We start from the raw sequence: 24,886 nt of genomic DNA on the forward strand, positions 1-24,886 counted from the left end.
GGCCGCCGACGAGGTGCGGGAAGTCCGTGAAGGCCTCCTTGCCTACCTTGAAGGTAGGCAAGGAGGCCTTCACGGACTTAAGAATACAGTCAAACAGTAACTAAACGGACATTTCTACTTGACTTGTGTCCCTTGTGGACAATCGGGACCCCCTTAAGTCCCTGACATTGCGGCTGAGCCGAGGGAAGGGGGCCTTCACGCGCAGCCATTGTGACTGGTGGTGCCGCTGAGGCTCGCGACGGCCGCCCGGGGCGAGTGAGGGGAACCTTGAGGGACTCAGAGTCCCTCAAGGAGTCCTTCACGGCCCGGCCGCTACGGAACCCACCCACCGTAGGCACCTCAAACACCCTTGGCCAGAACGACCACACCCGGCAGAGGCGTCAGGGGGTGATCGCCCGCACGTCCCAGATCCAGACGCCGTCGACGAACTCGGCGGGCTTCCGCAGCAGCAGGTCCACCGTCGCCCGGAAGGCGTCCTGGTGTTCGCGCGGGATCAGCACGAGCACGTCGGCGTTCCAGTACCGCAGATCCGCCAGCGCCTGCTCACGCTGCGACTCGGTGATCGTCGCCGGCACGCCGGTCTGCTTGATCTGGTCGAAGATGATCGACGTCGGCCGCTGGATGGCGCCGTAGCGGCCGCGTTTGTCGTCCGGTCCACTCGGCCCGACGAAGTAGCCCTCGGGCATCGAATAGCCGAGTCCCGCGTCGATCTGCCAGTGCAGCGGCTCGGATTCGCCGGAACTCGGCAACGGGACGGGCACCACGGTGCCGCCGGGCGCGACGTAACTCCGCCAGGTGCCGTCGGCGAGGAACCGCGGTGTCGGCGGCCGGTCCTTCACGATCAGCTGCGTCGGCGCGATGGGCAGCAGGACCGCGACGACGACGCCGATCCACACCAGCCGCAACGGGAATCGCCGCTCCCCCGGCACTTCCGGCAGTTTCGCCGCGACCGACCAGACCCGCTCGGTCGCCAGCGCCAGCAGGGCACCGATGAGCGGGATGCAGCCCATCGCGAGCCGGGATTCCAGCAGTGATTCGAACAGCGGCAGTTCCGACAGCAGTTTCCACGGCCCGGGAATGCCGGTCTCCTCGTGCACCACGACGAGTTGCACGCCGAGCGAAAGCCACGCCATCACGAACATCGAGATCGCCAGCGCCCGCGCGAACACCTCGCGCCACAGCCAGACGGTGACCACCACCATCAGCACGATCAGCGGCCAGCCGAAGAAGGCGTTCTCCTCGGTGCGGTTCATCGACACATCCGCCGCGGCCTGCGGCTGCCCGGCCACCGACTGCGTCGCGAACCGGGTGAACGCGGCCGTGTCGTTGCCGACGGGACCGTGCTCGATCGCCTGGTAGCTCTGCGGGCCGAAGAACTGCCACCACAACGGGAAGGCGCACAGCACCAGCGCCACGAGGACACCGATGCCGACACCGATGCCCAGCGGTTTCGCCATCGGCGGGAACTCGCGGTAGTTGGTCGCGAAGTAGGCGACGGCGAAGATCGCGAACGCCATCGCGAAGATCAGCAGCGGCTCTTCGCCGAGGAAGATCTGGTACGCCGCCAGGAGACCGAGGAAGATCCCGTTGCGGACCGGGCGCTCGCCACGGGCGATCTTGAAGACCAGCAGCGCGATGAACGGCAGCACGAACCACGCGACGAAGTTGGGATGCGCGTTGCCGTGCGAGATCATCGGCGGGGCGAATCCGCAGAACGCGCCGCCGATCGCCGCGCCGACCCGGTTGGCGACCAGATGCCGCGAGAAGACCCAGTACCAGGCCGCGGCGGTGCCGGCGAGACCGCCGGTGAGCGCGATGGCCCAGGTGACCGTCGGGCCGAAGGTGAGCGTGACCGGCGCCAGCGGGATGCCGACGCCGAGCATGGCCGTGTTGGCCATCAGGTTCACACCGAGCGGATGGTTCTGGAAATGCGTCGTGAGCGGGTTCCTCAGGTGCAGCACGTTGTCCGCGGTGACGGAGAAGAACCACTCCCACAGGTTCTGGTCCGACGCGCTGTTCCAGAGGTAGCCCTCTTCGAGATCGAGCCAGAGCCCGTTGTAGAGCAGGAAAGCGAACAGCAGGAAGCCACCCATGATGGCGGCGTCGGCACCGGCGAACCGGCGAGGTCTCGTGGGAGTCTCCCCGGCCTCCACGGCCGCCGCCTCAGCCTGGAAAAGACTCACTGACCATCCTCACGGCTCGACTACGCGGGCGAGAAAGTAGATCACACCCGTCGAGGCGTGCCTCACGAGCAGAAGGAACGGGCGGTCGACAGTGACCTCGAGCGGTTCGTCGACGATGAGCGAAGTCAACCGCATCAGCACCGCGGTCGCGGCGGCGCCTTCGAGGCCCTGTTCGTCGATGCGAAGCACCGACTGGTGGACGACCTCGGACACTTCGAGCCGGTCGTCGTCGGCGAGTCCGGTGAGGTCGGCGCGCCCGGTGAACATGGTCCGCACGCCGAGTTCCTGCAGCTTCGCAGTCAGCGGACTGGCCACGTCGAGCTTCAGCTTCGGCAGCGACAGGGCGATCGTCTTGGACCGGGTGTTCTCCAGCAGCCGCGCCAGCTTGCCCGCGTCGAGTTCGGCGTCGTCGAGGTTCCCGTCCGGCAGCAGGACGACCGCCTCCACGCCGCCCTCCGCACCGAGCCGGATGGCCTGCCAGCCGTCCTCGTGGGTGTGGTCGAGCTGCTTTTCGAGCCACATGGTCGGTATCTTGCGCGTTCCGGACGGCGCGTGGAAGTCCGCGTCCGCGGTGTTGTCACGCGAGAACGGGTTGGTCCACGCGGTTTTGAGATACAGCGCGTTGACGATGGCGGCGACGGTGTCCGGCGCGACCGTCCCCGGTTTCAGCAGCTCGGGGATCAGCTTGCGGGTGGCCTCGGCGACGTCGACGTTGATCAGCCGTCGCGCGGCCTCCGGATCGTCCTTGAATGGGGCGCCGGCGACCTTGCCGCCCGGCCATGCCGCCAGTTCCTCGCGGAACGAGTCCTCGAGCGTGAGCCCGTCCCAGGCCCAGAGCGTGTTCGCGACCGCGAGTACCGGGCCGTCGTCGAGCAGCGACGAGGCCTTGCCCAGCAGGTCGGCGAGTTCGTCCGGATCGCCGAGCAGCGCGATCAGCTCTTCTCTGGTCTTCCCCTTGGCGGCCTGTGTCACCAGGCCGAGCGCGCTCGCGATCGAGTACGGCGAGAAGCACGCGTTCTCCGTGCGGCTCGCCAGCACCCGGTACAGGTCCAGACCAAACCGGAGGTGGCTTTCGACAGCGCCCATGCCGCAGACCGTACCGTGGACGGGCCCGTCCGTCTCCTGTCCGAAAGTTCCCTTCAGCCGTGCCGGCCGGTGTGCCAGGCATGCCACGCGTAGGCCTGCGCGTCCGTGAGCGAGGCCACCTGGTCGACGACGACGCGCAGGCGGGCCGCGTCGTCCGGCGCCGCCTCCCACGCGGGCAGGAACAGGCCGTCCAGCGCGTCCGGCGCGCGGTGGCACAGCGCCCCGACCAGTTCGGCGAGCGTCTGGCGCTGGCCGTCCTGCATCGCGAGACGCCGCCTGTCACTCATCACGTACCGCAGCGCGAGCGCCTTGAACAGCGCGACCTCGGCCGCGACCTGCTCCGGGATGACCAGTTGCGCGGCATAGCGGCTCAGCGGCCCCTCGCCGTACACCTCCCGGGTCGCGCCGACGACCGCCGTCGCGAACCGGCCGACCAGCTCGCTCGTCAGCCGCTTCAGCGCGACCTGCGCTTTGAGTGAACCGTCGAGACCGGGCTTGATGAGGTCCGCGACCACGGGCAGATCGAGCAGTTCTTTCGCCGCACCCTCCAAAGTGGACTGGGATTGGGCCGAGAACCGCCGCGCCGCCTCGGCCACCGCGGCGCGTTCTTCGGAGTCGGCCAGAACCTGCAACGAGATCCGGCCGGCCAGTACGCCGTCCTCGACGTCGTGCACCGAATACGCGACGTCGTCTGACCAGTCCATGATCTGCGCTTCCAGGCAGGTACGCCGCTCGGGAGCGCCGTCACGGACCCATGCGAACACCTCGGCGTCGTCGGCGTACACGCCGTACTTCGGATTGCCTTCTTCACGCGGCCACGGGTACTTCGTCGAGGCGTCGAGGCAGGCACGGGTGAGGTTCAGCCCGCCGACGGTCCCGCCTTCGAGCAGGACCTTGGGCTCCAGCCTGGTCAGGATCCGCAGCGTCTGCGCGTTGCCCTCGAAGCCGCCGCACGGCCCCGCGACCTCGTTCAGCGCGCGCTCGCCGTTGTGGCCGAACGGCGGATGCCCGATGTCGTGCGCGAGCCCGGCGGTGTCCACCAGATCGGGATCCGCGCCCAGTTCGTCCGCGATCCCCCTGCCGATCTGGGCGACCTCCAGCGAATGCGTCAGCCGGGTGCGCGGCACGCCGCTGACCTCGGCACCTTCACCCGGGCCGACCACCTGGGTCTTGCCCGCCAGCCGCCGCAGCGCGGCCGAGTGCAGCACCCGCGCGCGATCACGGGCGAAGGCGCTCCGCCCGTCTTTGGCGCCTTCCAGCGCCGCGCCCTTGGGCCGCTCGGGCAGCAGGCGCGCGGTGTCGGCCTGGGTGTAGGTGTCGCTCACCAGCCAAGCTTAAGCGCGGTCACCGACACCTATCGGGTGTCAGACCTCGCCGGTACCGAACAGGGCGTCCGCCGGGGACTTCGTGAGCCGGTAGTACAGCAGCGCGCCGGTCTCGCGGACGATGTAGCGCGCCTGCGTCTCGCGGGTCTGCACGATCGGGCCGCGATGGGTGGGCGACGTCCAGGTCTCCAGCCCGAGGTCGTCGGCCATCACCCTGGCGCGGAAGGAATGCCACGGGTCGCTGACCAGCACGGCGGTCTTCCAGCCCCGCTTCTGCACCTGCTCGGCGACCGCCCGCAGGCTGCGCAGGGTGTCGCTGCCTTCACCCACCGGAAGGGTCGCCGACTCGGGGACCCCGCGTTTGCGCAGCCACCGCGCGCCCGCGTCGGCCTCGGTGTAGTTGTCGTCGGCCTTCTTGCCGCCCGCGGTGACGATCGTCTTGGCGACGCCCTGGTCGTAGAGCGTCTTCGCCTTGGCCAGCCGCGCCTCGAAGATCCCCGACGGCCTGCCGTTGTACTGGGCGGCGCCGAGCACCACGATGACGTCGGCCTGGTCGCGCACGTCGTCCCGCGCGACCTGCCAGACCCGGAACGCCGTCCCGCCGATCACCGCGAAGACGATCAGCAGCACCCCCGCCACGATCCGGCGCGCCCAGTTCGCGCGCGTGGGTTTCGTCCGTTCGGCGGTACTCACGGGGGTGATTCTCGCAGAGGCGCCAGGCGATCTCAGAGCCAACCGTGTTCTTCCGCGAGCCGCACCGCCTCGGCCCGCGTCCTGGCCCCGGTCTTGCCCATGGCCGCCGAAAGATGGTTGCGCACGGTGCCGTCGGAAAGGTGCAGCGCCTTGGCGATGTCGGCCACCGTGCTGCCGTCCTTCGCCGCGGTGAGGACGTCGTGTTCGCGTCCGGTGAGCGGGCTCGCGCCGGTGGCGAGGGATTCGGCGGCGAGCGCGGGGTCGACCACGCGGAGTCCACTGTGGACTCTGCGGACGGCGTCGACGAGTTGTTCCGGCGGAGCGTCCTTGACCACGAATCCGGCGGCGCCCGCCGCCATCGCCCGCGCCAGGTAGCCCGGCCTGCCGAAGGTGGTGCAGATGATGATCCGGCACGACGGCAGCGCGCGGTGCAGCTCGGCGGCGGCTTCGAGGCCGTCCTTGCCCGGCATCTGGACGTCGAGCAGCGCGACGTCCGGGGCCGATTCCTTCGCCAGCTGGAGCACTTCGTCGCCAGAGCCCGCCTGGGCGACCACCTCGATGTCGGTTTCGAGGCCGAGCACGGTGGCCAGGGCCCCGCGCACCATCGCCTGGTCATCGGCGAGCAGGACCCGGATCACGCACACTCTCCAGCTGTTTCGGTGAACGACGCACGCGGATCGCGCACCACGACGGTGGCCGGTACCTCGGCCCGGAGCAGCCATCCTCCTCCTGGCCGGGGAGCGGCCTTGAGCGTCCCCCCGACGGCGTCCAGCCGTTCGGAGAGCCCCCGCAGGCCGTTCCCGGCCGGCGCCGCGACGGCCTGACCGTCGTCCTTGATCTCCAGCCACCGCTCGCCGAACCGGACTTCGACCCGCTTCGCCTCGGAATGGCGGAGCACGTTGGTGATCGCTTCCCGCAGCACGTACCCGAAAGTGCGCTGCAGCCCCGGTTCGACGTTGTCCACCGCATGCGGCAGATCGGCGTCGATCTCGGCCGCCCGCAGCGCCGCCCGTGCCCCGGCGAGTTCCGCCGAGAGCGACACCTCGCGGTACTCCGACACCGTGGCGCGGATGTCCGACAGCGCGCTGCGGGTCAGGCCTTCGACCTCGCGGATCTCCTCCAGCGCACGGCCGTCGTCCTTGCCGCTCTCCAGCATCCGGCGGGCGAGCCCGGCCTTCACCGTGATCGTGGTGAGGCTGTGGCCGAGGATGTCGTGCAGATCCCGCGCCAGGCGCTCGCGTTCCCCCGCCACCGCGAGGGTCGCGATCTCCTGGTTCGCCGCCTCCAGTTTGCGCACCGCGCGGACCAGGTTCGCCATGAAGAACATCGCCGCCGTGATCGAGACGACCGCGATGAGGTCACCGAGATCGTCCTTGCCGAGGATCAGGTGGACGACCAGCACCAGCAGCAGGGCACCGCCGTCCAGGATCAGCGCCCACGCCGGCGGCAGCGAGAAGGCCAGGACCGCGGTCGCGTAGATCAGGATGTACGGGTTGTTGCCGTGCAGGAACACCAGAGCGAGACCGATGAGCAGCATCAGCACCGAGAAGACGTAGGTCGTCTTCCGCCGGGAAGGCGGCAGGGCGAACGGGAACAGCAGGTAGCAGGCCCCGTAGACGAGCAGGAGACCGGCGATCACCAGTTCTTCCGCGGTGATCCCGTCGGTGGTCAGCTCGACCGCCGTGGGGATGAAGCTCGGCAGGACGAAGGCGAGCCCCAGCACTGCCCACTTCGCCGGCTGGGGCCCGCTGCCGGTCCTCGGTGGCATGTCCGACCACCAGTTCTCACGGTTGTTCAGGCCCGTCTTCACCCTGCCCGGGTAGTCGTTCACCGGTTCACCCATTTCTCAGACCCGCGCACTGTCCTTACGGTAACGCCTGATCACCAGTGCCCCGAGGACCGCGGTCCACGCCGCCAGCACGCCGAGCGCGGCCGTGAGGCTCACCGTGAGATGGTCGGTCACGACCGGGCGGACCAGCTGGATCAGCCAGTAGGTCGGCGTCACCTGGGCGAGGTCGGCCATCCACGACGGCATCGCGTCGATGGGGATCCACATCCCACCGAGGAAACCCATGCCCATCATGACGATCATGTTCATCGGCTGCATCGACTCCGGCGTGCCGAACTGGCCGAGCAACAGACCGAGCAGCACCAGCGGGATCGCGCCCAGCCAGATGCCGAACACCAGCCGCAGCCAGCCGGCGGCGTCGAGGTGGACGCCTTGGAACAGGACGCCGATCAAGGGGACGACGAGCAACGACGGAAGCGCGACGAGCATCGCCGAGAGCGCCTTGCCGCCGAGATAACCGGCGCCGGTCAGCGGGGTCAGCCGCAGCTGGCGCTGCCAACCGGTGGACCGTTCGATGGCCAGCTTCGCGCCGCTGGTCATCGCGGCGGAGAAGGTGCCGAAGGCCATCATGTTGACCATGATCACGCCGGCGATGTTCACGTCGGCCGCACTGAAAACGTTGGACTGCAACAGGAACATCAGCACCGGGAAGGCGACGGCGAAGAGCACGAACCGGGTCGAGCGGAAGGTGCGGACGATCTCGGTCTTGAGATAGGTCGGATTCATCGGACGGGTTCCTCGGTGGTCTCGGTGGTCAGGGAAAGGAAGGCGCCTTCGAGACCGACGGCGCTGATCTCGATGTCATGCGCTTCGGGGACCTGGGCCAGCAGCGCCCGCAGCGTGGTGTCGGAATCGGAGCTGGAGATGGTGACGCGGCCGCCCCGGAGTTCGAACCCGGTGACCGCGGGCAGCCCCGCGATCACCGGTTCCACCGTCGCGGGCACGACCGCGCGGACCGTGCGTCCCCCTGCCAGCGCACGGACCTGCGCGACCGAACCGTCCGCGACGATCCGCCCCGACCGCATCAGCACGACACGGTCGGCGAACTCTTCGGCCTCTTCGAGATAGTGGGTGGCGAACAGGACCGTGCGACCGGAGTCCGTGTACTCGTACATGGACTTCCAGAACTCGCGGCGCGTGCCGACGTCCATCGCGGCGGTGGGCTCGTCGAGGATCAGCAGGTCGGGGTCGCTCACCAACGCGACCGCGAACCGCACGCGCTGCTTCTGCCCGCCGGAAAGCCGGGTGGAACGCCGGTTCGCGAGGTCTTCGACCCCGGCGCGGCGCAGCGCTTCGCGGACGGGCATCGGCTTGCGGTGCAGTGCGGCGACCATACCGACGGTCTCGGCGACGGTGAGATCCTCGACGAGCGCGCCGCCCTGCAGCATCGCGCCGATCATCCCGTCGCCGACCGCTTCGCCCGGCTCGCGGCCGAAGACGGTCACGGTGCCGCTGTCGGGCACGGTGAGGCCGAGGATCATGTCGACCGTGGTGGATTTGCCGGCGCCGTTGGGGCCGAGGAGGGCGACCACCTCGCCCGGCGCGATCGTGAGGTCCACGCCGTCGACGGCATGGACGTCGCCGTAATGCTTACGCAGCCCGGAAAGCCGGACCGCCGCCCCCGTGATGATGTCTTGTTCTCGCATACTCCGAGCTTGGCGCTCGCGGGGCTCGCGGCCCTGGGCCGCGCGTCACGACCTGGGGGTGACAGTTGTCAGGGGGTGGTCCCGAACCGCTCCCCCAATGCAATGAAAGGTCCTTTCCTTGCGAAATTTGCAAGGAAAGGACCTTTCATGGCGTTTGCCGAGGGCGTCAGCAGCCGATCAGACGTCCAGCCAGGTAAGCCTCGAGCTTGTCGATCGCGACCCGCTCCTGCGCCATGGTGTCGCGCTCCCGCACGGTCACCGCGTGGTCGTTGAGCGAGTCGAAGTCGACGGTCACGCAATACGGCGTCCCGATCTCGTCCTGGCGCCGGTAGCGGCGGCCGATCGCGCCGGCGTCGTCGAAGTCGACGTTCCAGTGCTTGCGCAGCGCCGCCGCGACGTCGCGCGCCTTCGGTGTGAGATCGGCGTTGCGGGACAACGGGAGGACGGCGACCTTGAAGGGCGCGAGCCGGTAGTCCAGCTTGAGCACCGCGCGAGTGTCGGTGCTGCCCTTGGCGTTCGGCACCTCTTCCTCGTGGTACGCGTCGACCAGGAACGCCATCATCGACCGGCCGACACCGGCCGCGGGCTCGATGACGAACGGGCGGAACCGCTGTTTCGTGGCCTGATCGAAGAACGACAGATCCACGCCGGAGTGGTTCGAGTGCGTCGTGAGGTCGAAGTCGGTGCGGTTCGCGATGCCCTCGAGCTCGCCCCATTCCTGGCCCGCGTTGAACGCGAAGCGGTACTCGATGTCGACGGTGCGCTTCGAGTAGTGGGAGAGCTTTTCCTTCGGGTGCTCATAGAGGCGAAGGTTGTCCGCCTTGATGCCGAGGTCCTTGTACCACTCGGTGCGCGCGTCGATCCAGTACTGGTGCCAGGTCTCGTCCTCGCCCGGTTCGACGAAGAACTCCATCTCCATCTGCTCGAACTCACGCGTGCGGAAGATGAAGTTACCCGGCGTGATCTCGTTCCGGAACGATTTGCCGATCTGGCCGATGCCGAACGGCGGCTTCTTGCGTGCCGCGGTCTGCACGTTGAGGAAGTTGATGAAGATGCCCTGCGCGGTCTCCGGGCGGAGGTAGTGCACGCCTTCCTCGGACTCGACCGGGCCGAGGTAGGTCTTCAGCATCATGTTGAAGTCACGCGGCGCGGTGTACTCGCCGCGGTTGCCGCAGTTCGGGCACGGGACCTCGGTCAGGTCGTCCTCGGTCACCTCCTTGCCCGTACGCGCGGAGAAGTCCTCGGCCAGCTGGTCGGCGCGGAAACGTTTGTGGCAGGAAAGACATTCGATCAGCGGATCGGTGAAGACGTCGAGGTGACCCGACGCGACCCAGACCTGGCGCGGCAGGATCACCGAGGAGTCGAGGCCGACGACGTCGTCGCGGCTCTGCACGACGGTCTTCCACCACTGGCGCTTGATGTTGTCCTTGAGCTCGACCCCGAGCGGACCGTAGTCCCACGCCGATTTGGTACCGCCGTAGATCTCTCCACACGGGAAAACGAAGCCTCGACGCTTGCACAGGCTGACGACGGTCTCAATGGTGTTGGCGGGCACTCCACGCTCCGAAGCATGCGGGGACGGGTATCGGACTAGAACGACAAGACTAACCGCCCGTCCCCGCGCGACCTCCGGCGAGGTTGGAACGGGTCAGGGCCTGCTGACCAAGGACGCGGTGACGATGCGGTTGTCCTCGTAACCGTCGGTCCCGCCGACGTACTCGCCACCACAGGTGACCAGCACCAGCCGGTGCGGACCGTCCGGTCCGAACAGCTTCTCCGCCTGCTCGGCCAGCTTCGTCTTGTGCACGGTGACGACCTCGCCGATCTTGTAGACCCATTTGCCGCCGTCGGTGTCGACGACGCTGACCTCCTGGCCGGTCTTGAGCCGCCACAGTTCGTCGAACGGGCCCTTCTTGCCCTTCCAGTTCACATGCCCGGAAAGCAGGGAAGCGCCCTGGTCGGCGCCCAGTTTCGAACCCCACCAGGTGGCTTCGTCGAGACCCTCGGGGATGGGGAGGGTCCCGTCGGCGGTCAGTTCCTTGCGGATCAGTTTCGCCGTGCCGCCACCGGGCAGTTTGACCGTGCCGGGCGCCTGCCCCTTGTCGGCCGGGACGTCGACCGGGACCTCGGGCGGCTGCATCGCGGACGTCCCCGCCTGGCCTTCGGCCGCCGCGTTGACCGGGTCACCCTTTCCGGTGAACAAGACCACCGCGACCACGGTCGCCACCACGAAGATCGCGGCGCAGGCGAGGATCCAGCCCAGGCCGGAGCGTTTCTTCGGCTGCTCCTCGCTCGCCGCGCCGTCGTCGAACTGTCCCACCATCGGGTATTTCTCCTTGCTCGCTTCAAGCCGCCGGAGCGGCCGGTGTCGCTAGACACGCGACGCGAGCTGACGTGGGTTGCACCGACTTCCCGCGTTTAGTCCTCTAAACGCAGGGGATCAGGCGGGCGGGCCGGTGACGGGGGTGGCGACGATGACCCGGTTGTCGCGGTAGCCGTCCGTCCCGCCGAGGTAGTCGCCGCCGCAGGTGACCAGCACCAGCCGGTGCGGCCCGCTCTGCGCGAACAGCTTCGCCGCCTGCGCGGGCAGCTCGCTCTTGTGCACGGTGACGATTTCGCGCACCCGGTAGACCCAGATACCGCCCGCCGCGTCGCTGACGGCCACCTCCTGGCCGGCACGCATCCGCCACAGCTCGTCGAACGGCCCCTTGGTACCGCCCCAGTTGACGTGCCCGGAGATCAGCGCCGTCCCGGATTCGGCGCCGAGCCGCGCGCCCCACCAGGCCGCGTCCTGGAGGCCGCGCGGGATCGGGAGGACGCCGTCGGCGTTGACCTCGGAGCGGATGAGTCTCGCCGTTCCGCCCTCGGGCAGCCGGATGGTGCCGGGCCGCTGGCCGCGCGTCGAACTGTCGGCGGGCAAGGCCAGCGGGGCCCCGTCCTCCCCCGGGAGGACCGCGGGTTCGGCGAACGAGACCGACTGCTCCGGCGGGATCCAGGTCAGCACGATCACGCCCGCTGAGATGGCGAGCGCGGAGACGACGGCGGAGAGCCCCGCCAGCCAGTTCCGCACGGGACCGCTACTTCTCCCGTACCGGAACGGGTTTGCGACGGCGGTAGAGCAGCATGGCCGCCGCGCCGATCACGATGCCACCACCCAGCAGCCCGAGCCCGACCACGGTCCGCGTGGTGTCGGCGGTCTGCGGCGGGACGCCGCCCGCGGGCACCGTGCCGGGCACCGACGGCTGCTCGGGTGCCGCGCCCGGCCCGGTACCACCGGCGGGCTTCGCGACGAAGTTCTTCGGGATCGAGCAGCTCACGCCGCCGAGCACGATCGTCGCGCGGGCCTCGCGCAGGTCCTTGCCGTCCGCGTCGCGCACATGCGTGACGATCTCCAGTTTCCAGCCCGCGGCGGCGGTGACGTCGCCGCTGCGCCAGCCGTCCTGCCGGATCAGCTGGTCGAAGGCGGTCACCCGGGACACGGTCAGATCGGAGACCGTCTTCTCCTTGCTGACCTTCTCGGCCTGGACGGTCGACAGCGGACCGAGCTTGAGTCCCTTGATGTCGACACCCGAAGCGCCGGACGGCTTCAGCGCGCCGTTCTCGTCGCGCACCCAGATCTTCGACACACTCGTCGACGACGACGGCTTGCTCGGCGACGAGCAGTCGACGGCGCTCTTCGCGCCCTCGAGGACCAGCACGGTGTTGTCGGCGGGCTTCGCGCCGCCGCGTCCGTTGTCGATCAGTGCGTAGTTGCTCTCCGCGACCGCCGTCGGGACGGTGGTCTGCTGCAGCGCGGCGAGCACGTTGTGGTCGCGGCTGGCGATACCGCTCGGGTACGGGTTCGCGGACGAGCCGTAGCGGCCGAGGTTGATGTCCCAGTTGCCGCCGAAGGTCTTGCGTTCACCTTCGTCGCGGGGGACGACGGTACGATCCGGGGAGAGCTTCGACTGGCCGGGGGTCAGCGGCGATCGCTGCGTCTCGGTGATCAGCGAACCCGAGTTCCCGATCCTCGCCGACGCCACGTTCGCGAACGACACGGGCCCGGTCTTCTCATCGACGGCCTGCGTCGTCTGCGCCGAGGCGAGCCCCGGAACCGACGCCAAAGCGAAGGCCGCCGTCACGGCGGCCAGCTTCGTCACGAAACGAGTCATGTCTCCCCACTGCCTCTCCGGGCCCTCCGAGCGCGGTCGTCAGCGTACGAGAAGCGACGAAACGCTCCGCGACAACCTTGCACCGTCAGCGACCACATGCGAAGTGGAATGGTCATTTCTTTGCGAAGTCACCCGAATGGAGCAGTAACACCGCCGCCGAGTGGTCGCCCGGTCGGCGAACAGACCAGCCGAGACGGGAACACTAAGATGAGGGGCACTGTTACTGGCAATGACTTCGGAAATCATGATGAACATGGAGGCGGCATGGCTACGGTGACCCCGGACTCGGCCGCCCCGGGCTTCACGGAAGACCCCGGACCGCATTCGGCCGCCCGGCCGCCTGCCGAGCCGGCGGCGTCGGCCTCGGCCGCCGCCCTCGCGGACGCCGGTGACCTGCTCCGGGCACTCGCCGCCCCCGTCCGCATCGCCATCGTCCTGCAGCTGCGCAGCGCCGACCGGTGCGTGCACGAACTGGTGGACACCCTCGACGTCGCGCAGCCGCTGATCAGCCAGCACCTGCGGGTACTGAAGACCGCGGGCGTCGTCCAGGGCGAGCGACGCGGCCGTGAGGTGGTGTACCGGCTGGTCGACGATCACCTTGCGCATATCGTGGTGGACGCCGTAGCCCACGTTCAGGAGGGGAAGTGAGCATGAGTCCCACGACGGCCAACGGTTCCGCGCCGGTGCCGGGTCGCCGGTCGACGAAACAGCGGGCCGCCGTAGTCGAGCTGCTCAAGGAGATCGACGACTTCCGTTCCGCCCAGGAACTGCACGACGAGCTGCGCAAACGCGGCGACGGAATCGGGCTCACCACGGTGTACCGGACGCTGCAGTCGCTGTCGGAGGCCGGCGAGATCGACACCCTGCGCACCGACACCGGCGAGGCCATCTACCGCCGCTGCTCGTCGCACCACCACCATCACCTGGTGTGCCGTCTCTGCGGCAGCACCGTCGAGGTCGAGGGGCCGGCGGTCGAGCGGTGGGCCGAGAAGATCGCTTCGGAGCACGGCTTCTCCGACATCAGCCACACCGTGGAGATCGTCGGGACCTGCTCGAACCACTGACGCTTTCGGCGCAGGTGGTCGTGAGTGGCGATTCGGGTTATTGAGAGGCAACTCAAATGTGGCGTTGTCCTGAAGGCCCCCGTTGAGACGTTGAAGGTCTCAACGGGGGCCTTCAGGACATCACGCTTCGACGCTGGGGCAGTGGCTTTCGCGACACGGGCAGCGGGCGCCGACCGCGCCAAATTGCCTTACCCCTCAATAGAACCCCTCTTAGGTACCTACTGAATGTGGCGGCCAGGTGTGGCCGCAGGGTCGGTCCGTGAAGGCCTCCTTGCCTACCCTGAAGGTAGGGAAGGAGGCCTTCACGGACTACGCGATCACCATCCGTGGCCTCAGCAACACCACCAGCCCCAGTAGTCACAGCGGCTGCGCGTGAAGGCCCCCTTCCCTCGGCTCAGCCGAGGAAACTCGACCTTCACACCTTCCCCGAGTACCCAAGCACAGGAAGGCCCCCGGTGTGACTGGTGTCGTGACGGCCGTCCGCGACGAGTGAGGGGCTCCTTGAGGGGCTCTGAGTCCCTCAAGGAGCCCTTCACGGCCCGGCCGCTACCGGCCCCACCTGCCGTCGGTACCTCAAACACCCTTGGCCAGAACCCGAATCGCCACTCACGACCCCAGCCCACAGCGTTAGGCGCCTGCTCAGTACTCGTAGGGATCCTTCGGCGCGGGCACCTGCCGCACCGAGGTGAGCGTCAAGTCCGGCGTGTAGCTGTTTTCCCGCACCGCCGTGCCCGGCACGACCGTCCCGGTCACTTCCAGCCAGGTGTCGTTGCCGAAGCCCGAAACGCCCTCGCCCACCAGTCGCACGGTGATCGGGTAGGCGTCGGCCGCACAGCAGCCGATGACCAGCCTGGCCAGCATCGTGTTGCCTTCGTTGTGCACGACGAAGCCGGACAGCCGCACCGTGCGCCCGTTCAAGGTCCCGCTCTTGTCCCAGCCCGCGCGGCTGACGAACTCGTTGACCTCCAGCGGCACCACGTCCCCGGCGGGTAGCGGCGGGAAGGCGGCCGCGTTGCTCGCCGAGGCGCTCTGCGGTGCCCTCGCCTCGGTCCGGGTCACCGAGTCGGCGCCCAGCGCGGGCGGCGCGACCAGGAAGACGGCCAGCACCGGGACCATCAGCAGCCACGCCGAACGCGTGTTGTGGTCGTGCGCGTGGACATCGCCGGAGACGGCGGCGGAGGCGGCGCGCGCGGCCAGCAGGTCGCGGACGATCGCGACCGCGCCCAGCGTGACCATCACCGCGCCGCCCGCGATGATCCAGGGCTGCTGCGCGGGTTTGACGTAGCGCAGGTAGTCGCCGTTGATCGTGATCTTGAGCAGTGCCCCGCCGAGCAGGATCAGCAGGATGTTCTGGGTCTCGCGTTTCACGCGCCACCTCCGAGGATCAGCACGCCCGACACGACGGCGCAGGACAACGCGACGACGAAGGTCACCGGCGCGAAGCGCAGCGCGAAGGATTTGCCGAAGGTACCGGTCTGCAGGGCGAACAGCTTCACGTCGATCGCGGGCCCGACCACCAGGAACACCAGTTTCGGCAGCAGTGGCATCGCGGTCAGCGACGCGGCGACGAAGGCGTCGGCCTCACTGCACAGGGCCAGCACGACGGCGAGCACGGCCATCACCAGGATCCCGAGCACGATCTGCTCCCCCAGCACGCCGAACCATTTGGCGGGCACGAGCACGTTCATCGCGGCGGCGATCATCGCACCGAGTACGAGGAATCCGCCCGCCTCGACCAGATCCGCCCGCGCCGTCTCGGCGAAGGTCTTCCAGCGCGAACCGTGCCGCACCTCCGGAAGACGTCGCAAAGCGCGCTCGGCGATCCAGTCGAGTTTGCCCCATTTCGCCCACAGCCAGCCCATCACCATCGCCGTGGCGAGCGAACCGGCGAACCGGGCGAACACCATCTCCGGATTCCCGGGGAACGCCACCGCCGTGGCGACCAGCACCACCGGGTTCACCGCGGGAGCGGCCAGCAGGAACGTCAACGCGGCCGCGGGTGCGACGCCCTGGCCGATCAGCCGCCGCGCCACCGGCACCGAGGCGCATTCACACCCCGGCAGGGCGACCCCGGCCAGACCCGCGACGCCGACCGCCGCACCCGCGCGCCGGGGCAGCACCTTCTCCAGCACGCGAGCGGGTACGAACGCCGCGATCGCGCCGCTGATCAGGACCCCGAGCACCAGGAACGGCAGCGCCTGCACGCAGACGGCGACGAACACCGTCGAGCCGGTCCGCAGCGCGGGCACGTCGAACACCTGCTGGAGCCAGCTCTGCCCGAGGATCGCGATCAGCAGGATCGCGCAGAGCACCTCGATCGAAGTGATCTTGAACCGCCGGACCGGCTTCTGCTCCGGGGCGCTCGTGGAAATGGTTTCCATGCGCGAGATGATGCCAGGTGACCCTGTGTTCCCGGGGTCAGTCCCCGGGGGTGGCGCCCAGAAGATCGCTCCGGAGCTGCGACGCGGTCGACACGACCAGCATGAGCAACGTCCCGAGCGGCGAGGGCTCCATCCCCTCGGCCGGGAACGCGTACCTCAGCGTGATGTCGATGCCCTTTTCCGAGCGCACGACCCCGAGCGTCCCGAACAGGCCCTGCCCGGCGCGTTCCGCCGCCGAGGCCGCGATCGCCGGGTCGTCCGGCAGATCCCAGGCGACGACGCAGGTCAGGCTCAGCACGGTCAGCCCTTCGGCCAGCCGGGTCGCCTGGATGACGCAGGGGACGTCCGCGTGCGAGAAGGTCAGCGCGCCGTCGTCGTCGACGTGGACTTCGAGATAACGCTCGAGGGCTTCCCGTGCCGACGTCAGCAATGCCGCCGTGTCCGCCGCTTCGGTGGTCATGAGGTTCCTTCCGAAGCCTTGTCGATGGCACCGCCGAAGCGACGGTCCCGTTTCGCGAACTCGAGGCACGCCCGCCACAGGTGGGTGCGGTCGAAGTCCGGGAAGAGCGTGTCCTGGTAGACCATCTCGGCGTAGGCCGACTGCCAGAGCAGGAAGTTCGACGTCCGCTGCTCCCCCGACGGCCGCAGGAACAGGTCCACGTCCGGCATGTCGGGCTGGTACAGGTACTTCCCGATGGTCTTCTCGGTGACCTTGTCCGGGTTCAGTTTCCCGTCGGCCACGTCCTGGGCGATCCGGCGCATGGCGTCGCCCAGTTCGGCGCGGCCGCCGTAGTTGACGCACATGGTCATGTTCAGCGCCGTGTTGTGCTTGGTCTTCTCCTCGGCGACCTGGAGTTCCTTGATGACGCTCGCCCACAGCTTGGGGCGGCGCCCCGCCCAGCGGATGCGGACGCCGATCGAGCCGAGGTAGTCGACCTGACGACGGATGGTGTCGCGGTTGAAGCCCATGAGGAAGCGGACCTCTTCCGGGCTCCGCTTCCAGTTCTCGGTGGAGAACGCGTACACCGACAGCCATTTGACGCCGAGTTCCACGGCGCCGCTGGCGACGTCGATCATCACCGCTTCGCCGCGCTTGTGCCCCTCGATCCGAGGCAGGCCGCGCTGATTGGCCCAGCGGCCGTTGCCGTCCATCACCAGCGCCACATGCTTCGGGAGGAGTTCCCGGGGGATCTCCGGCGGCCGGGCACCGGACGGATGCGGCTCCGGCGCGCGAAGTTCGAATTGTGACGCCTTGTTCTCGCGTCCCCTGCGCAGCACCTTCGAGCCTCCTGATCGAGTGAACCTGTGCCTGCGACCCTACTGCGCTCCGGTGACGCCCTCCCGCGCACGCCTCTCCACCAGCGGCAGCGACCGCAATTGCCGCTCCAGATGCCACTGCAGATGCGCCGCGACCAGGCCGGACGCGTCCCGCCGAGGCACCGGTAACGCCGCTTCGGCCACCGGCCACTCGCCGTGCAGGAGCGCCGCGAGCAGGGTCAGCACCTCTTGGGAGGGGTGGACACAGCCGGGAACCCGGCAATCCGGGCACATCGAGCCGCCCGCCGACACACTGAACGCCTTGTGCGGTCCTGGCAGGCCGCAGCGGGCGCATTCGGTGATCGCGGGCGCCCATCCCGCGTAGGCCATGGCCCGCAGGAAGAAGGCGTCGAGGATGAGGGAGCTGTCGCGTTCGCCGCCCGCGAGCGCCCGAAGGGCTCCGACGACGAGCATGTAGAGCTTGAGCACCGGTTCGCCCTCTTCGGCGGACAGCCTGTCGGCCGTCTCGGCGATGGCGCTCGCCGCGGTGTAGCGCTGGTAATCGGCCACCAGCGGCGAGGCGAAGGCGTCGACCGTCTCGACCTGGGTGATCACGTCGAGGGACCGGCCGGTGTAGAACTGGACGTCGACGTGCCCGAACGGCTCCAGACGCGCCCCGAAGCGCGAAGAAGTCCGACGCACGCCTTTCGCGACCGCACGGACCTTGCCGTGCCGCCGCGTGAGCAGGGTGATGATCCGGTCGGCCTCACCCAGTTTGTGCGTCCGCAACACCACGCCGGTGTCGCGATAGAGGTTCACCACCCCGACATCGTCCCACCTGGGACCGACATCGGGGTGGTGTGCCCCGGAATCAGCAGTAGCTGCCGTAGCAGCTGTAGGTCGCGGTCGAAGCCGCGACGATCGAGATGATGAGCATCACGATGGCGAAGGCACAGCTGACACCACCGATGATCGTCGCGATCATGCACAGGGTCCTCGTCGACCTCGACGCGTCCGCGGCGGCGGCGTAGTTGCCCTGCATCTTGTAGGTGTTGACCTCGTTGGACTTCATGATCGCGAAGATCGCGATGATCCAGAAGAGGAAGATGCAGCCGATCGCCCAGCCCTTGTAGTCCTTGATGGCGTTGATGTCGCCGCCACCGCCGGGCATACCGCCCGGCGCGCCGTAGGGAGACGGGGCGCCGTACGGGGCCGGCTGGCCGTAGGGAGCGGGCATGCCACCGGAAGGCGGTCCGTAGCCAGGCTGCTGCTGTCCATAGGGCTGCTGCTGGCCGTAGGGATTGGTCATTTGAATGGTCCTCGTTGTTCTTTCGGTCAGAACGCCGTCGCGACGCCCACGATGATCCAGAGAAGGGAGAGCAGGCAGCTGGCACCGCCGACGATCGAGGCGATCATGCACAAGGTCTTCGTCGACTTCGACGCGTCCATGGCGGCGGCGTAGTTGCCCTGCATCTTGTAGGTGTTGACCTCGTTGGACTTCATGATCGCGAAGATCGCGATGATCCAGAAGAGGAAGATGCAGCCGATCGCCCAGCCCTTGTAGTCGGGGATCGAGTTGATGTCCCCGCCGCCGGGCATGCCGCCCGGAGCGCCGTAGGGCGCGGGCTGGCCGTACGGGGAAGGCTGACCGTACGGTGCCGGCTGGCCATACGGCATCGGGTTCGCCCCCGAAGGCTGACCGTACGGTGCGGGCGTGGCGCCGGACGGAGGTCCGTAGCCGGGCTGAGGCTGCTGGCCATAAGGCTGCTGCTGGCCGTAGCCGGGCTGCTGGCCGTACGGGTTCGTCATCGGGGTTCCCCACTTTTGTCGTGCTTCCCGGCGGGTGGATCCCGCCGGTCGTTCCTTACTGCTGCGGCGTTCCGGGTCCGTTCGGCCCGTCCGCACCGGGCAGCTGCTGCCTCAGCTGTTCCGGCGTGATCTTCTGCGTCGGCTCGGCTTCGTCGAACGCGGACGGCGCCTGCTGGGACTGGCCGGGGCGGAGCACCTGGGTCGGCTCGGCCTCGCCGAAGCCCGGTTCGGTTTGGGACTCCGAGGACGGGGTCGCGGTTCCCGGCGGCTGCTGGCCGAACGGCTGCGACTGCGGCGCGGGCTGCTGCCCGAACGGCGACGGCTGCTGCGGCTGGCCGAAGGCACCCGAGGGGGCCTGCTGGGGTTGACCGAACGGCGAAGGCTGGGCGGGGAACGGCGCCGACTGCGGCGCGGGGAAACCGGCCTGGCCGCCGAACTGCTGCGCTCCGGGAACCTCGGCGTCGACGGGAAGCACGACCGTGCCGATGATCTTGTCCGAGAAGGTCTGCCGCTTCATGTCCCACAGCGGCCACCAGTAGCCGAGACCGAAGAGAAAGTTGTCGAGGAAGTGGCAGAACTCGCGCGCGATCGTCATCCCGACGCCGAGCGGCTCGCCGGTGGCTTCCTTGAGCAGCTTGATCTTCATGAACCGCTTGCCGAGCGACTGCCCGGTGGTGCCCATCAGGATCCAGCGGTTCCAGATGGTGAAGCCGAAGAACGCGATCCCGGTGATGCCCATCCCCGCGCTCCCGGCGGATTCGCTCACCAGGAAGAGCAGGCCGCCGATGAGGTAGACCAGAAGGACCGGGCTGAAATCGATCAGCATCGCGCCGACCCGCTTGCCCCAGGGTGCGTACGCGTGCGAAGGCAGGCCGTACGGCGAAGCCTGACCGAACGGCGCCTGTCCGTACGGCGGCGGCTGCTGACCGAACGGGGGCTGCCCCGGCTGTCCGGGCTGCTGGCCGAAGGGCGACTGCTGGTGCTGCGGCTGCCCGAACGGGGACTGCTGTTGCTGCGGCTGCCCGAACGGCGAGGACTGCTGGGCTTGCGGCTGCTGGCCGAACGGCGAGGGCTGCTGTTCGGCGGGCGGCTGCTGGCCGAACGGCGAGGGCTGCTGTTCGGCGGGCGCCTGCTGACCGAACGGCGAAGGCTGCTCCCCCGACGGCGGCTGCCCGAACGGTTGCTGCGACTGCGGTGACTGCTGCTGCCCGTCCCCCGGAGGAGGCCCGAACCCGGACGGCGGCTGGTGTCCCGGCGGCTGCTGGCCGTAGGGAGTGGTCATCGAAATCCCCTCGCTGGTTCCTCGCCCCCTGGCGCACGGGGCCCTCGTGCGGCGACCCGGCCTGAATGTACGGCATGGGTACACACCGAGCAGACCGGTGCGCGGGAGCGTACTCGGTGCCACCGACGATCCGGACCTCGGCCCGTCGCTCAGTGCCAATCGGTGAACCCGCGACCGCGATCGACGTCGGCAGGGCGAGACCTGGTCATCCACGTCACCTCTGGCGGATACATCTCAGCTCCGCCAACCAGTTCTCAGACGTGGAGCGAGGTGAACGGGGCGAAGGGCAGGTTACGAATGACGAACCAGACGACGAACACGACACCGAACGCGAGCGGCGTCCAGCGCCAGTGCAGCCAGCTGTTCACCGGCCTGCCGCGGAGCCTGCCGACCGTCCAGGCGACGGTGCTCCAGACGAGCAGCAGAACGACCACAAAGGACACCGCGTTGTAGTGCAGCGCGGCGGGGATGTCTCCGTGCAGCGCGCTGTAGACCATGCGCATGCCACCGCAGCCGGGGCAGGAGATGCCCAGCAGTGCTTTGGTGGGGCAGACCGGAAGCGGTCCGCCGGGGGTGGTGGGGTCGCCCAGCCACAATGCGACACAGCCGAGCCCGGCGCCCGCCGCGATGGCCAGCGGCGGCCCCAGCGCGCGGGCCTTCGCCTTGAACCCGCGCGCCGGGAATCCCGTGTAGACGGACGTCGTCACGGCGTGAAGCTTCCCGCCGACGCGCCGATGATGATCATCACCACGATGAAGATGATGTACAGCAGGAAAAGACCGCCGGTGGCGATCGCTCCCCACATCGACCACTTCTTCGCGTCGTCGGCCGCTTTCTGGGCTTCGGCGTGGAAGCCCTGCGCCCACAACGTCTGCACCTGGCTCGACTTCACGATCGCGACGATACCCAGCGGCAAGCAGCACAGCACCGTGCAGAGAATGGCCCACACCAGGTTGTTGTCCGGTGGAGGACCGTAACTCGGCGCGCCGCCGTAATAGGGCTGTTGCGGCGGAGGACCACCCGGAGGCGGGTAGTTCGGGTACTGGTCGGTCATGAGGTCTCCCCCTCGATCGCCGCTATCAGCGGTAGTTGTTCACGTCGGCCGCGAGGAGACCGAGAGACATCACCAAGATGATGGAGACGATGTTGACCACGACACCGACGATCGCGGCGATGATGGCCCACTTCTTGGCCGCGTCGGCGGCCTCCTGCGCGGCGGCGGTCTGACCCTGCGCCCAGAGGGAGTTCACCTGGGTCGACTTGACGATCGAGACGATACCGAAGGGCAGGCAGCACAGGATCGTGGTGAGGATCGCCCACACCAGGTTGTTGTTGGGCGGCGGGCCGGGGTTGTTGGAGGCGCCCCCGCCCTGAGGGTCGCCGGAGTAGTTGGGCAGGCCCTGGTTGTCGGTCATTTACCGCTTTCCCTTCACGAATGATGATGTGCAAATCGACCCGGGCGCGCGCCGCCCGATCAGCGATCACCGGAGTCGAGGAGTGAGACTCTAGGGTCACCCGTCCGGTTCCACATCATCAACCGGTGTCCGCGACCGAATCGAGACATTCCGTTCAGGCAAAAGCGGTCAGAAGCCCAGTCGTCGCAACTGACGGGGGTCGCGCTGCCACTCTTTGGCGACCTTGATGTGCAGATCGAGGTAGACCTTCGAACCGAGGAGCCCTTCGATCTGCTGCCGGGCACGGGCACCGACGTCCTTCAGGCGCTCACCCTTGTGCCCGAGGATGATGCCCTTCTGGCTCGGCCGTTCCACATAGAGGAACGCGTGGACGTCGATCATGTCGTCCCGGCCCTCGTGCGGCAGCATTTCCTCGACGGTGACGGCGATCGAGTGCGGGAGTTCGTCACGGACACCCTCCAGCGCGGCCTCGCGGATCAGCTCGGCGACCAGGGTCTGCTCGGGCTCGTCGGTGAGTTCGCCGCCCGGATACAGCTGCGGGCCTTCGGGAAGGTGCCGCACCAGCAGGTCCGCGAGCGCGCCGACCTGGAAACCGTCCACAGCGGACACCGGGATGAGTTCGGCGAACTCCATGACCTCCTGCAGCGCCAGCAGTTGCTCGGCGACCTGCTCGGGTTTCACGAGATCCGTCTTGGTGACGATGCCGATCACCGGGGTGCGCTGGGCGATCTTCTTGAGTTCGGCGGCGATGAACCGGTCACCGGGACCGACTTTTTCGTTGGCGGGCACACACAACCCGACGACGTCCACTTCGGACCATGTCGAATGGACGATGTCGTTGAGCCGCTCACCCAGCAGCGTCCTCGGCCGGTGCAGCCCCGGCGTGTCGATGATCACCAGCTGCGCGTCGTCGCGGTGGACGATGCCGCGGATGGCGTGCCGGGTGGTCTGCGGTTTGCTGGAGGTGATCGCCACCTTGCTGCCGACGAGCGCGTTGGTCAGCGTCGACTTGCCCGCGTTCGGCCGCCCGACGAAACAGGCGAAGCCCGAGCGATGCGGTTCGGCCATCAGTTCAGCACCTTGCCACTCGGATCGACCAGGTAGATCGGGGCGGCTTCGGCGATGTCCCGCACTGCCTGGACCGAGGCACCCTTCAGCAGGCCCTCCGGGCTGACCACGACGGCGGCCTCGATTCCTTCGGCCCCACTCGAAACGGCGGCCGCGACGGCGGCCTGCAACGCGGTGAGCTTGAAGGACGGCTGATCGACCGTGCTCGCCGCGTAGGTGCGGCCGTCGGTGTCGCGGAGCGCGGCGCCTTCGGCGGCCTGGGTGCGGGCTCGCGCGGACCTGGCCAGGGTCACCAGCTTCTCGTCCTCGGCGTCCAGCTCAGGCATGTTCGACACTCCTGTCACTTTCATCGGGCTGCGGAAGCCGGGTACGGCGCCTGCCCTGGGCAGCGTCGGTCACCGCGTCCGCGTCGGCGGGGTGGACGACCACCGTGGTGATCCGCATCCGCCCGCGCCGGTCCTTACCGCCTTCGGCGAACAGCCGAAGTCCGGCGACCTCGGCTTCGGCCCCCGGCAGCGGGACCCTACCGAGTCGCTCGGCGAGCAGCCCGCCCACGGTCTCCACGTCATGGTCTTCGAGGTCGATTCCGAACAGTTCGCCCAGGTCGTCGATCGAGAGCCGGGACGACACACGGACCGCGCCGTTGTCGAGTTCCTCGACCTCGGGGCGTTCGTCGGTGTCGGATTCGTCGGTGATCTCGCCGACGATCTCCTCGAGGATGTCCTCGATGGTGAGCAGGCCCGCGGTGCCGCCGTACTCGTCGACCGCGATCGCCATGTGGTTGTGCGAGACCTGCATCTCCTTGAGCAGCTCGTCGAGCCGCTTCGAATCCGGTACGAAACCCGCCGGGTTCATCAGCTCTTCGACCCGGCGTTGCTGGCCGCCCTCGGCCATGTACGCCTGCATGAGGTCCTTGATGTTGACCACGCCAGCGACGTCGTCGACGGATTCGCCGATCACCGGCAGCCGGGTGAACCCGGTGCGCAGCGCCAGCGCGAGCGCCTGGCGCACGGTCTTCTCGTGTTCGATCCAGACGATCTCCGTACGCGGCACCATGACCTCGCGCGCGACGGTGTCGCCGAGCTCGAACACCGAGTGGATCATCTCGCGTTCGGATTCCTCGACGACGCCGCGTTCCTGGGCCAGGTCGACCAGTTCACGCAGCTCGACTTCGGAGGTGAACGGGCCTTCGCGGAAACCCTGGCCGGGGGTGATGGCGTTACCGAGGACGATCAGCAGTTTGCTGAGCGGGCCGAGCACCGTGCCGAGAACGCGGACCGGCCCCGCGACGACCAGGCCGATCCGGTACGGATGCTGGCGGCCGAGGGTGCGCGGGCCGACCCCGATGAGCACGTAGCTCACCACGACCATCACGGCCGCGGCGACGACGATGGCGAGCCACAGCGGCCGGACCCAGCCGAGGATGTCGACGGTGACCAGCACGGTGGCGGTCAGCTCGCAGGTCATCCGCAGCAGCAGGATCAGGTTGATGTGGCGGCGGCGTTCGGCGATGACCAGCGCGAGCTGGCGCGCGCCCGGCCTGCCCATCCGGACGAGGCCGTCGGCGCGGGCCTTGGAGACGGTGCTGACCGCCGCGTCGGCCGCGGCGAACACCCCGGCGAGCAGGATCAGCGCGATGGCGATGACCAGCAGTGCCGTGGGACTACCCATGTCGGC

At 68.5% G+C, this 24,886-nt stretch carries 29 protein-coding genes; 3 read left to right on the plus strand and 26 right to left on the minus strand.

Annotated elements, in window-relative coordinates:
• Positions 1-380 precede the first annotated feature (380 nt).
• The 12 genes from ACZ5ZX_RS35080 to ACZ5ZX_RS35135 form a co-directional block, all read right to left on the minus strand.
• Positions 381-2,183, minus strand: a complete 1,803-nt coding sequence (locus ACZ5ZX_RS35080) for a DUF6541 family protein (RefSeq protein WP_465506285.1) — start codon at positions 2,181-2,183, stop codon at positions 381-383.
• A gap of 9 nt (positions 2,184-2,192) precedes the next feature.
• Positions 2,193-3,269 (minus strand): serpin family protein, encoded by a 1,077-nt coding sequence (locus ACZ5ZX_RS35085; protein ID WP_465506286.1) that lies wholly within the window; start codon positions 3,267-3,269, stop codon positions 2,193-2,195.
• A gap of 53 nt (positions 3,270-3,322) precedes the next feature.
• Positions 3,323-4,594, minus strand: a complete 1,272-nt coding sequence (locus ACZ5ZX_RS35090) for a deoxyguanosinetriphosphate triphosphohydrolase (protein ID WP_465506287.1) — start codon at positions 4,592-4,594, stop codon at positions 3,323-3,325.
• Between the two features lie 39 nt (positions 4,595-4,633).
• Positions 4,634-5,287, minus strand: coding sequence for a YdcF family protein (locus ACZ5ZX_RS35095; RefSeq protein WP_465506288.1), 654 nt, complete (start codon positions 5,285-5,287; stop codon positions 4,634-4,636).
• A gap of 32 nt (positions 5,288-5,319) precedes the next feature.
• Complete coding sequence (locus ACZ5ZX_RS35100) at positions 5,320-5,925, minus strand: response regulator (RefSeq protein ID WP_465506289.1); 606 nt, start codon at positions 5,923-5,925, stop codon at positions 5,320-5,322.
• Positions 5,922-7,118, minus strand: coding sequence for a sensor histidine kinase (locus ACZ5ZX_RS35105; protein WP_465506290.1), 1,197 nt, complete (start codon positions 7,116-7,118; stop codon positions 5,922-5,924). Before ACZ5ZX_RS35105 ends, ACZ5ZX_RS35100 begins: the two co-directional genes overlap by 4 nt.
• Before the next feature lie 15 nt (positions 7,119-7,133).
• The gene (locus tag ACZ5ZX_RS35110) at positions 7,134-7,862 is read right to left on the minus strand and encodes an ABC transporter permease (protein WP_465506291.1); all 729 of its coding nucleotides are present in this window, start codon (positions 7,860-7,862) and stop codon (positions 7,134-7,136) included.
• Positions 7,859-8,782, minus strand: a complete 924-nt coding sequence (locus tag ACZ5ZX_RS35115; protein ID WP_465506292.1) for an ABC transporter ATP-binding protein — start codon at positions 8,780-8,782, stop codon at positions 7,859-7,861. Before ACZ5ZX_RS35115 ends, ACZ5ZX_RS35110 begins: the two co-directional genes overlap by 4 nt.
• A gap of 166 nt (positions 8,783-8,948) precedes the next feature.
• Complete coding sequence (locus ACZ5ZX_RS35120) at positions 8,949-10,337, minus strand: glycine--tRNA ligase (protein WP_465506293.1); 1,389 nt, start codon at positions 10,335-10,337, stop codon at positions 8,949-8,951.
• Positions 10,338-10,430: 93 nt separating this feature from the next.
• On the minus strand, positions 10,431-11,105 hold the full coding sequence (locus ACZ5ZX_RS35125) for a class F sortase (RefSeq protein WP_465506294.1): 675 nt from the start codon (positions 11,103-11,105) through the stop codon (positions 10,431-10,433).
• 117 nt (positions 11,106-11,222) lie between these two features.
• Complete coding sequence (locus ACZ5ZX_RS35130; protein ID WP_465506295.1) at positions 11,223-11,852, minus strand: class F sortase; 630 nt, start codon at positions 11,850-11,852, stop codon at positions 11,223-11,225.
• Positions 11,853-11,859: 7 nt separating this feature from the next.
• Positions 11,860-12,933, minus strand: coding sequence for a hypothetical protein (locus tag ACZ5ZX_RS35135; protein WP_465506296.1), 1,074 nt, complete (start codon positions 12,931-12,933; stop codon positions 11,860-11,862).
• Between the two features lie 264 nt (positions 12,934-13,197).
• Between ACZ5ZX_RS35135 and ACZ5ZX_RS35140 the strand changes: the two genes are divergently transcribed.
• Positions 13,198-13,581 carry an ArsR/SmtB family transcription factor gene (locus tag ACZ5ZX_RS35140; protein WP_465463739.1) on the plus strand — a complete coding sequence of 128 codons (384 nt, stop codon included), beginning with the start codon at positions 13,198-13,200 and terminating at the stop codon, positions 13,579-13,581.
• 2 nt (positions 13,582-13,583) lie between these two features.
• Positions 13,584-13,997, plus strand: a complete 414-nt coding sequence (locus ACZ5ZX_RS35145) for a Fur family transcriptional regulator (protein WP_037310463.1) — start codon at positions 13,584-13,586, stop codon at positions 13,995-13,997.
• 639 nt (positions 13,998-14,636) lie between these two features.
• Here ACZ5ZX_RS35145 and ACZ5ZX_RS35150 read toward each other — a convergent pair.
• The 8 genes from ACZ5ZX_RS35150 to ACZ5ZX_RS35185 are packed head-to-tail and all read right to left on the minus strand — an operon-like array spanning position 14,637 to position 20,315.
• Complete coding sequence (locus tag ACZ5ZX_RS35150; protein ID WP_465506297.1) at positions 14,637-15,365, minus strand: TIGR03943 family putative permease subunit; 729 nt, start codon at positions 15,363-15,365, stop codon at positions 14,637-14,639.
• Complete coding sequence (locus ACZ5ZX_RS35155; protein WP_465506298.1) at positions 15,362-16,378, minus strand: permease; 1,017 nt, start codon at positions 16,376-16,378, stop codon at positions 15,362-15,364. The genes ACZ5ZX_RS35150 and ACZ5ZX_RS35155 overlap by 4 nt, the downstream gene beginning before the upstream one ends.
• Positions 16,379-16,415: 37 nt before the next feature.
• Positions 16,416-16,838: a hypothetical protein gene (locus ACZ5ZX_RS35160; protein ID WP_465506299.1), complete on the minus strand. Its 423-nt coding sequence runs from the start codon at positions 16,836-16,838 to the stop codon at positions 16,416-16,418.
• Positions 16,835-17,656: an isoprenyl transferase gene (locus tag ACZ5ZX_RS35165; RefSeq protein WP_465506300.1), complete on the minus strand. Its 822-nt coding sequence runs from the start codon at positions 17,654-17,656 to the stop codon at positions 16,835-16,837. Before ACZ5ZX_RS35165 ends, ACZ5ZX_RS35160 begins: the two co-directional genes overlap by 4 nt.
• A 39-nt stretch (positions 17,657-17,695) precedes the next feature.
• Positions 17,696-18,457, minus strand: coding sequence for a DNA repair protein RecO (gene recO, locus ACZ5ZX_RS35170; RefSeq protein WP_465506301.1), 762 nt, complete (start codon positions 18,455-18,457; stop codon positions 17,696-17,698).
• Between the two features lie 49 nt (positions 18,458-18,506).
• Positions 18,507-18,944: a CD225/dispanin family protein gene (locus ACZ5ZX_RS35175; RefSeq protein ID WP_465506302.1), complete on the minus strand. Its 438-nt coding sequence runs from the start codon at positions 18,942-18,944 to the stop codon at positions 18,507-18,509.
• A 26-nt stretch (positions 18,945-18,970) separates the two neighbouring features.
• Positions 18,971-19,444, minus strand: coding sequence for a CD225/dispanin family protein (locus ACZ5ZX_RS35180; RefSeq protein ID WP_465506303.1), 474 nt, complete (start codon positions 19,442-19,444; stop codon positions 18,971-18,973).
• Between the two features lie 55 nt (positions 19,445-19,499).
• Positions 19,500-20,315: an RDD family protein gene (locus ACZ5ZX_RS35185; protein ID WP_465506397.1), complete on the minus strand. Its 816-nt coding sequence runs from the start codon at positions 20,313-20,315 to the stop codon at positions 19,500-19,502.
• Here ACZ5ZX_RS35185 and ACZ5ZX_RS35190 point away from each other — a divergent pair.
• On the plus strand, positions 20,304-20,642 hold the full coding sequence (locus tag ACZ5ZX_RS35190) for a hypothetical protein (RefSeq protein ID WP_465506403.1): 339 nt from the start codon (positions 20,304-20,306) through the stop codon (positions 20,640-20,642). The two genes, ACZ5ZX_RS35185 and ACZ5ZX_RS35190, sit on opposite strands and share 12 nt — an antisense overlap.
• A gap of 338 nt (positions 20,643-20,980) precedes the next feature.
• Here ACZ5ZX_RS35190 and ACZ5ZX_RS35195 read toward each other — a convergent pair whose 3' ends face one another.
• The 6 genes from ACZ5ZX_RS35195 to ACZ5ZX_RS35220 all read right to left on the minus strand — a co-directional run bounded on the left by ACZ5ZX_RS35195 (position 20,981) and on the right by ACZ5ZX_RS35220 (position 24,880).
• Positions 20,981-21,433 carry a DUF2752 domain-containing protein gene (locus tag ACZ5ZX_RS35195; protein WP_465506304.1) on the minus strand — a complete coding sequence of 151 codons (453 nt, stop codon included), beginning with the start codon at positions 21,431-21,433 and terminating at the stop codon, positions 20,981-20,983.
• Positions 21,430-21,780, minus strand: a complete 351-nt coding sequence (locus ACZ5ZX_RS35200; RefSeq protein ID WP_465506305.1) for a CD225/dispanin family protein — start codon at positions 21,778-21,780, stop codon at positions 21,430-21,432. Before ACZ5ZX_RS35200 ends, ACZ5ZX_RS35195 begins: the two co-directional genes overlap by 4 nt.
• A gap of 25 nt (positions 21,781-21,805) precedes the next feature.
• Positions 21,806-22,141 carry a CD225/dispanin family protein gene (locus ACZ5ZX_RS35205; RefSeq protein ID WP_465506306.1) on the minus strand — a complete coding sequence of 112 codons (336 nt, stop codon included), beginning with the start codon at positions 22,139-22,141 and terminating at the stop codon, positions 21,806-21,808.
• Positions 22,142-22,309: 168 nt separating this feature from the next.
• Positions 22,310-23,209, minus strand: a complete 900-nt coding sequence (gene era / locus ACZ5ZX_RS35210; protein WP_465506307.1) for a GTPase Era — start codon at positions 23,207-23,209, stop codon at positions 22,310-22,312.
• Positions 23,209-23,535: a hypothetical protein gene (locus tag ACZ5ZX_RS35215; RefSeq protein ID WP_061982742.1), complete on the minus strand. Its 327-nt coding sequence runs from the start codon at positions 23,533-23,535 to the stop codon at positions 23,209-23,211. The genes era and ACZ5ZX_RS35215 overlap by 1 nt, the downstream gene beginning before the upstream one ends.
• Positions 23,528-24,880 (minus strand): hemolysin family protein, encoded by a 1,353-nt coding sequence (locus ACZ5ZX_RS35220; protein ID WP_465506308.1) that lies wholly within the window; start codon positions 24,878-24,880, stop codon positions 23,528-23,530. Before ACZ5ZX_RS35220 ends, ACZ5ZX_RS35215 begins: the two co-directional genes overlap by 8 nt.
• Positions 24,881-24,886: the final 6 nt, after the last annotated feature.

The organism is Amycolatopsis sp. NPDC033938 (assembly GCF_055575975.1).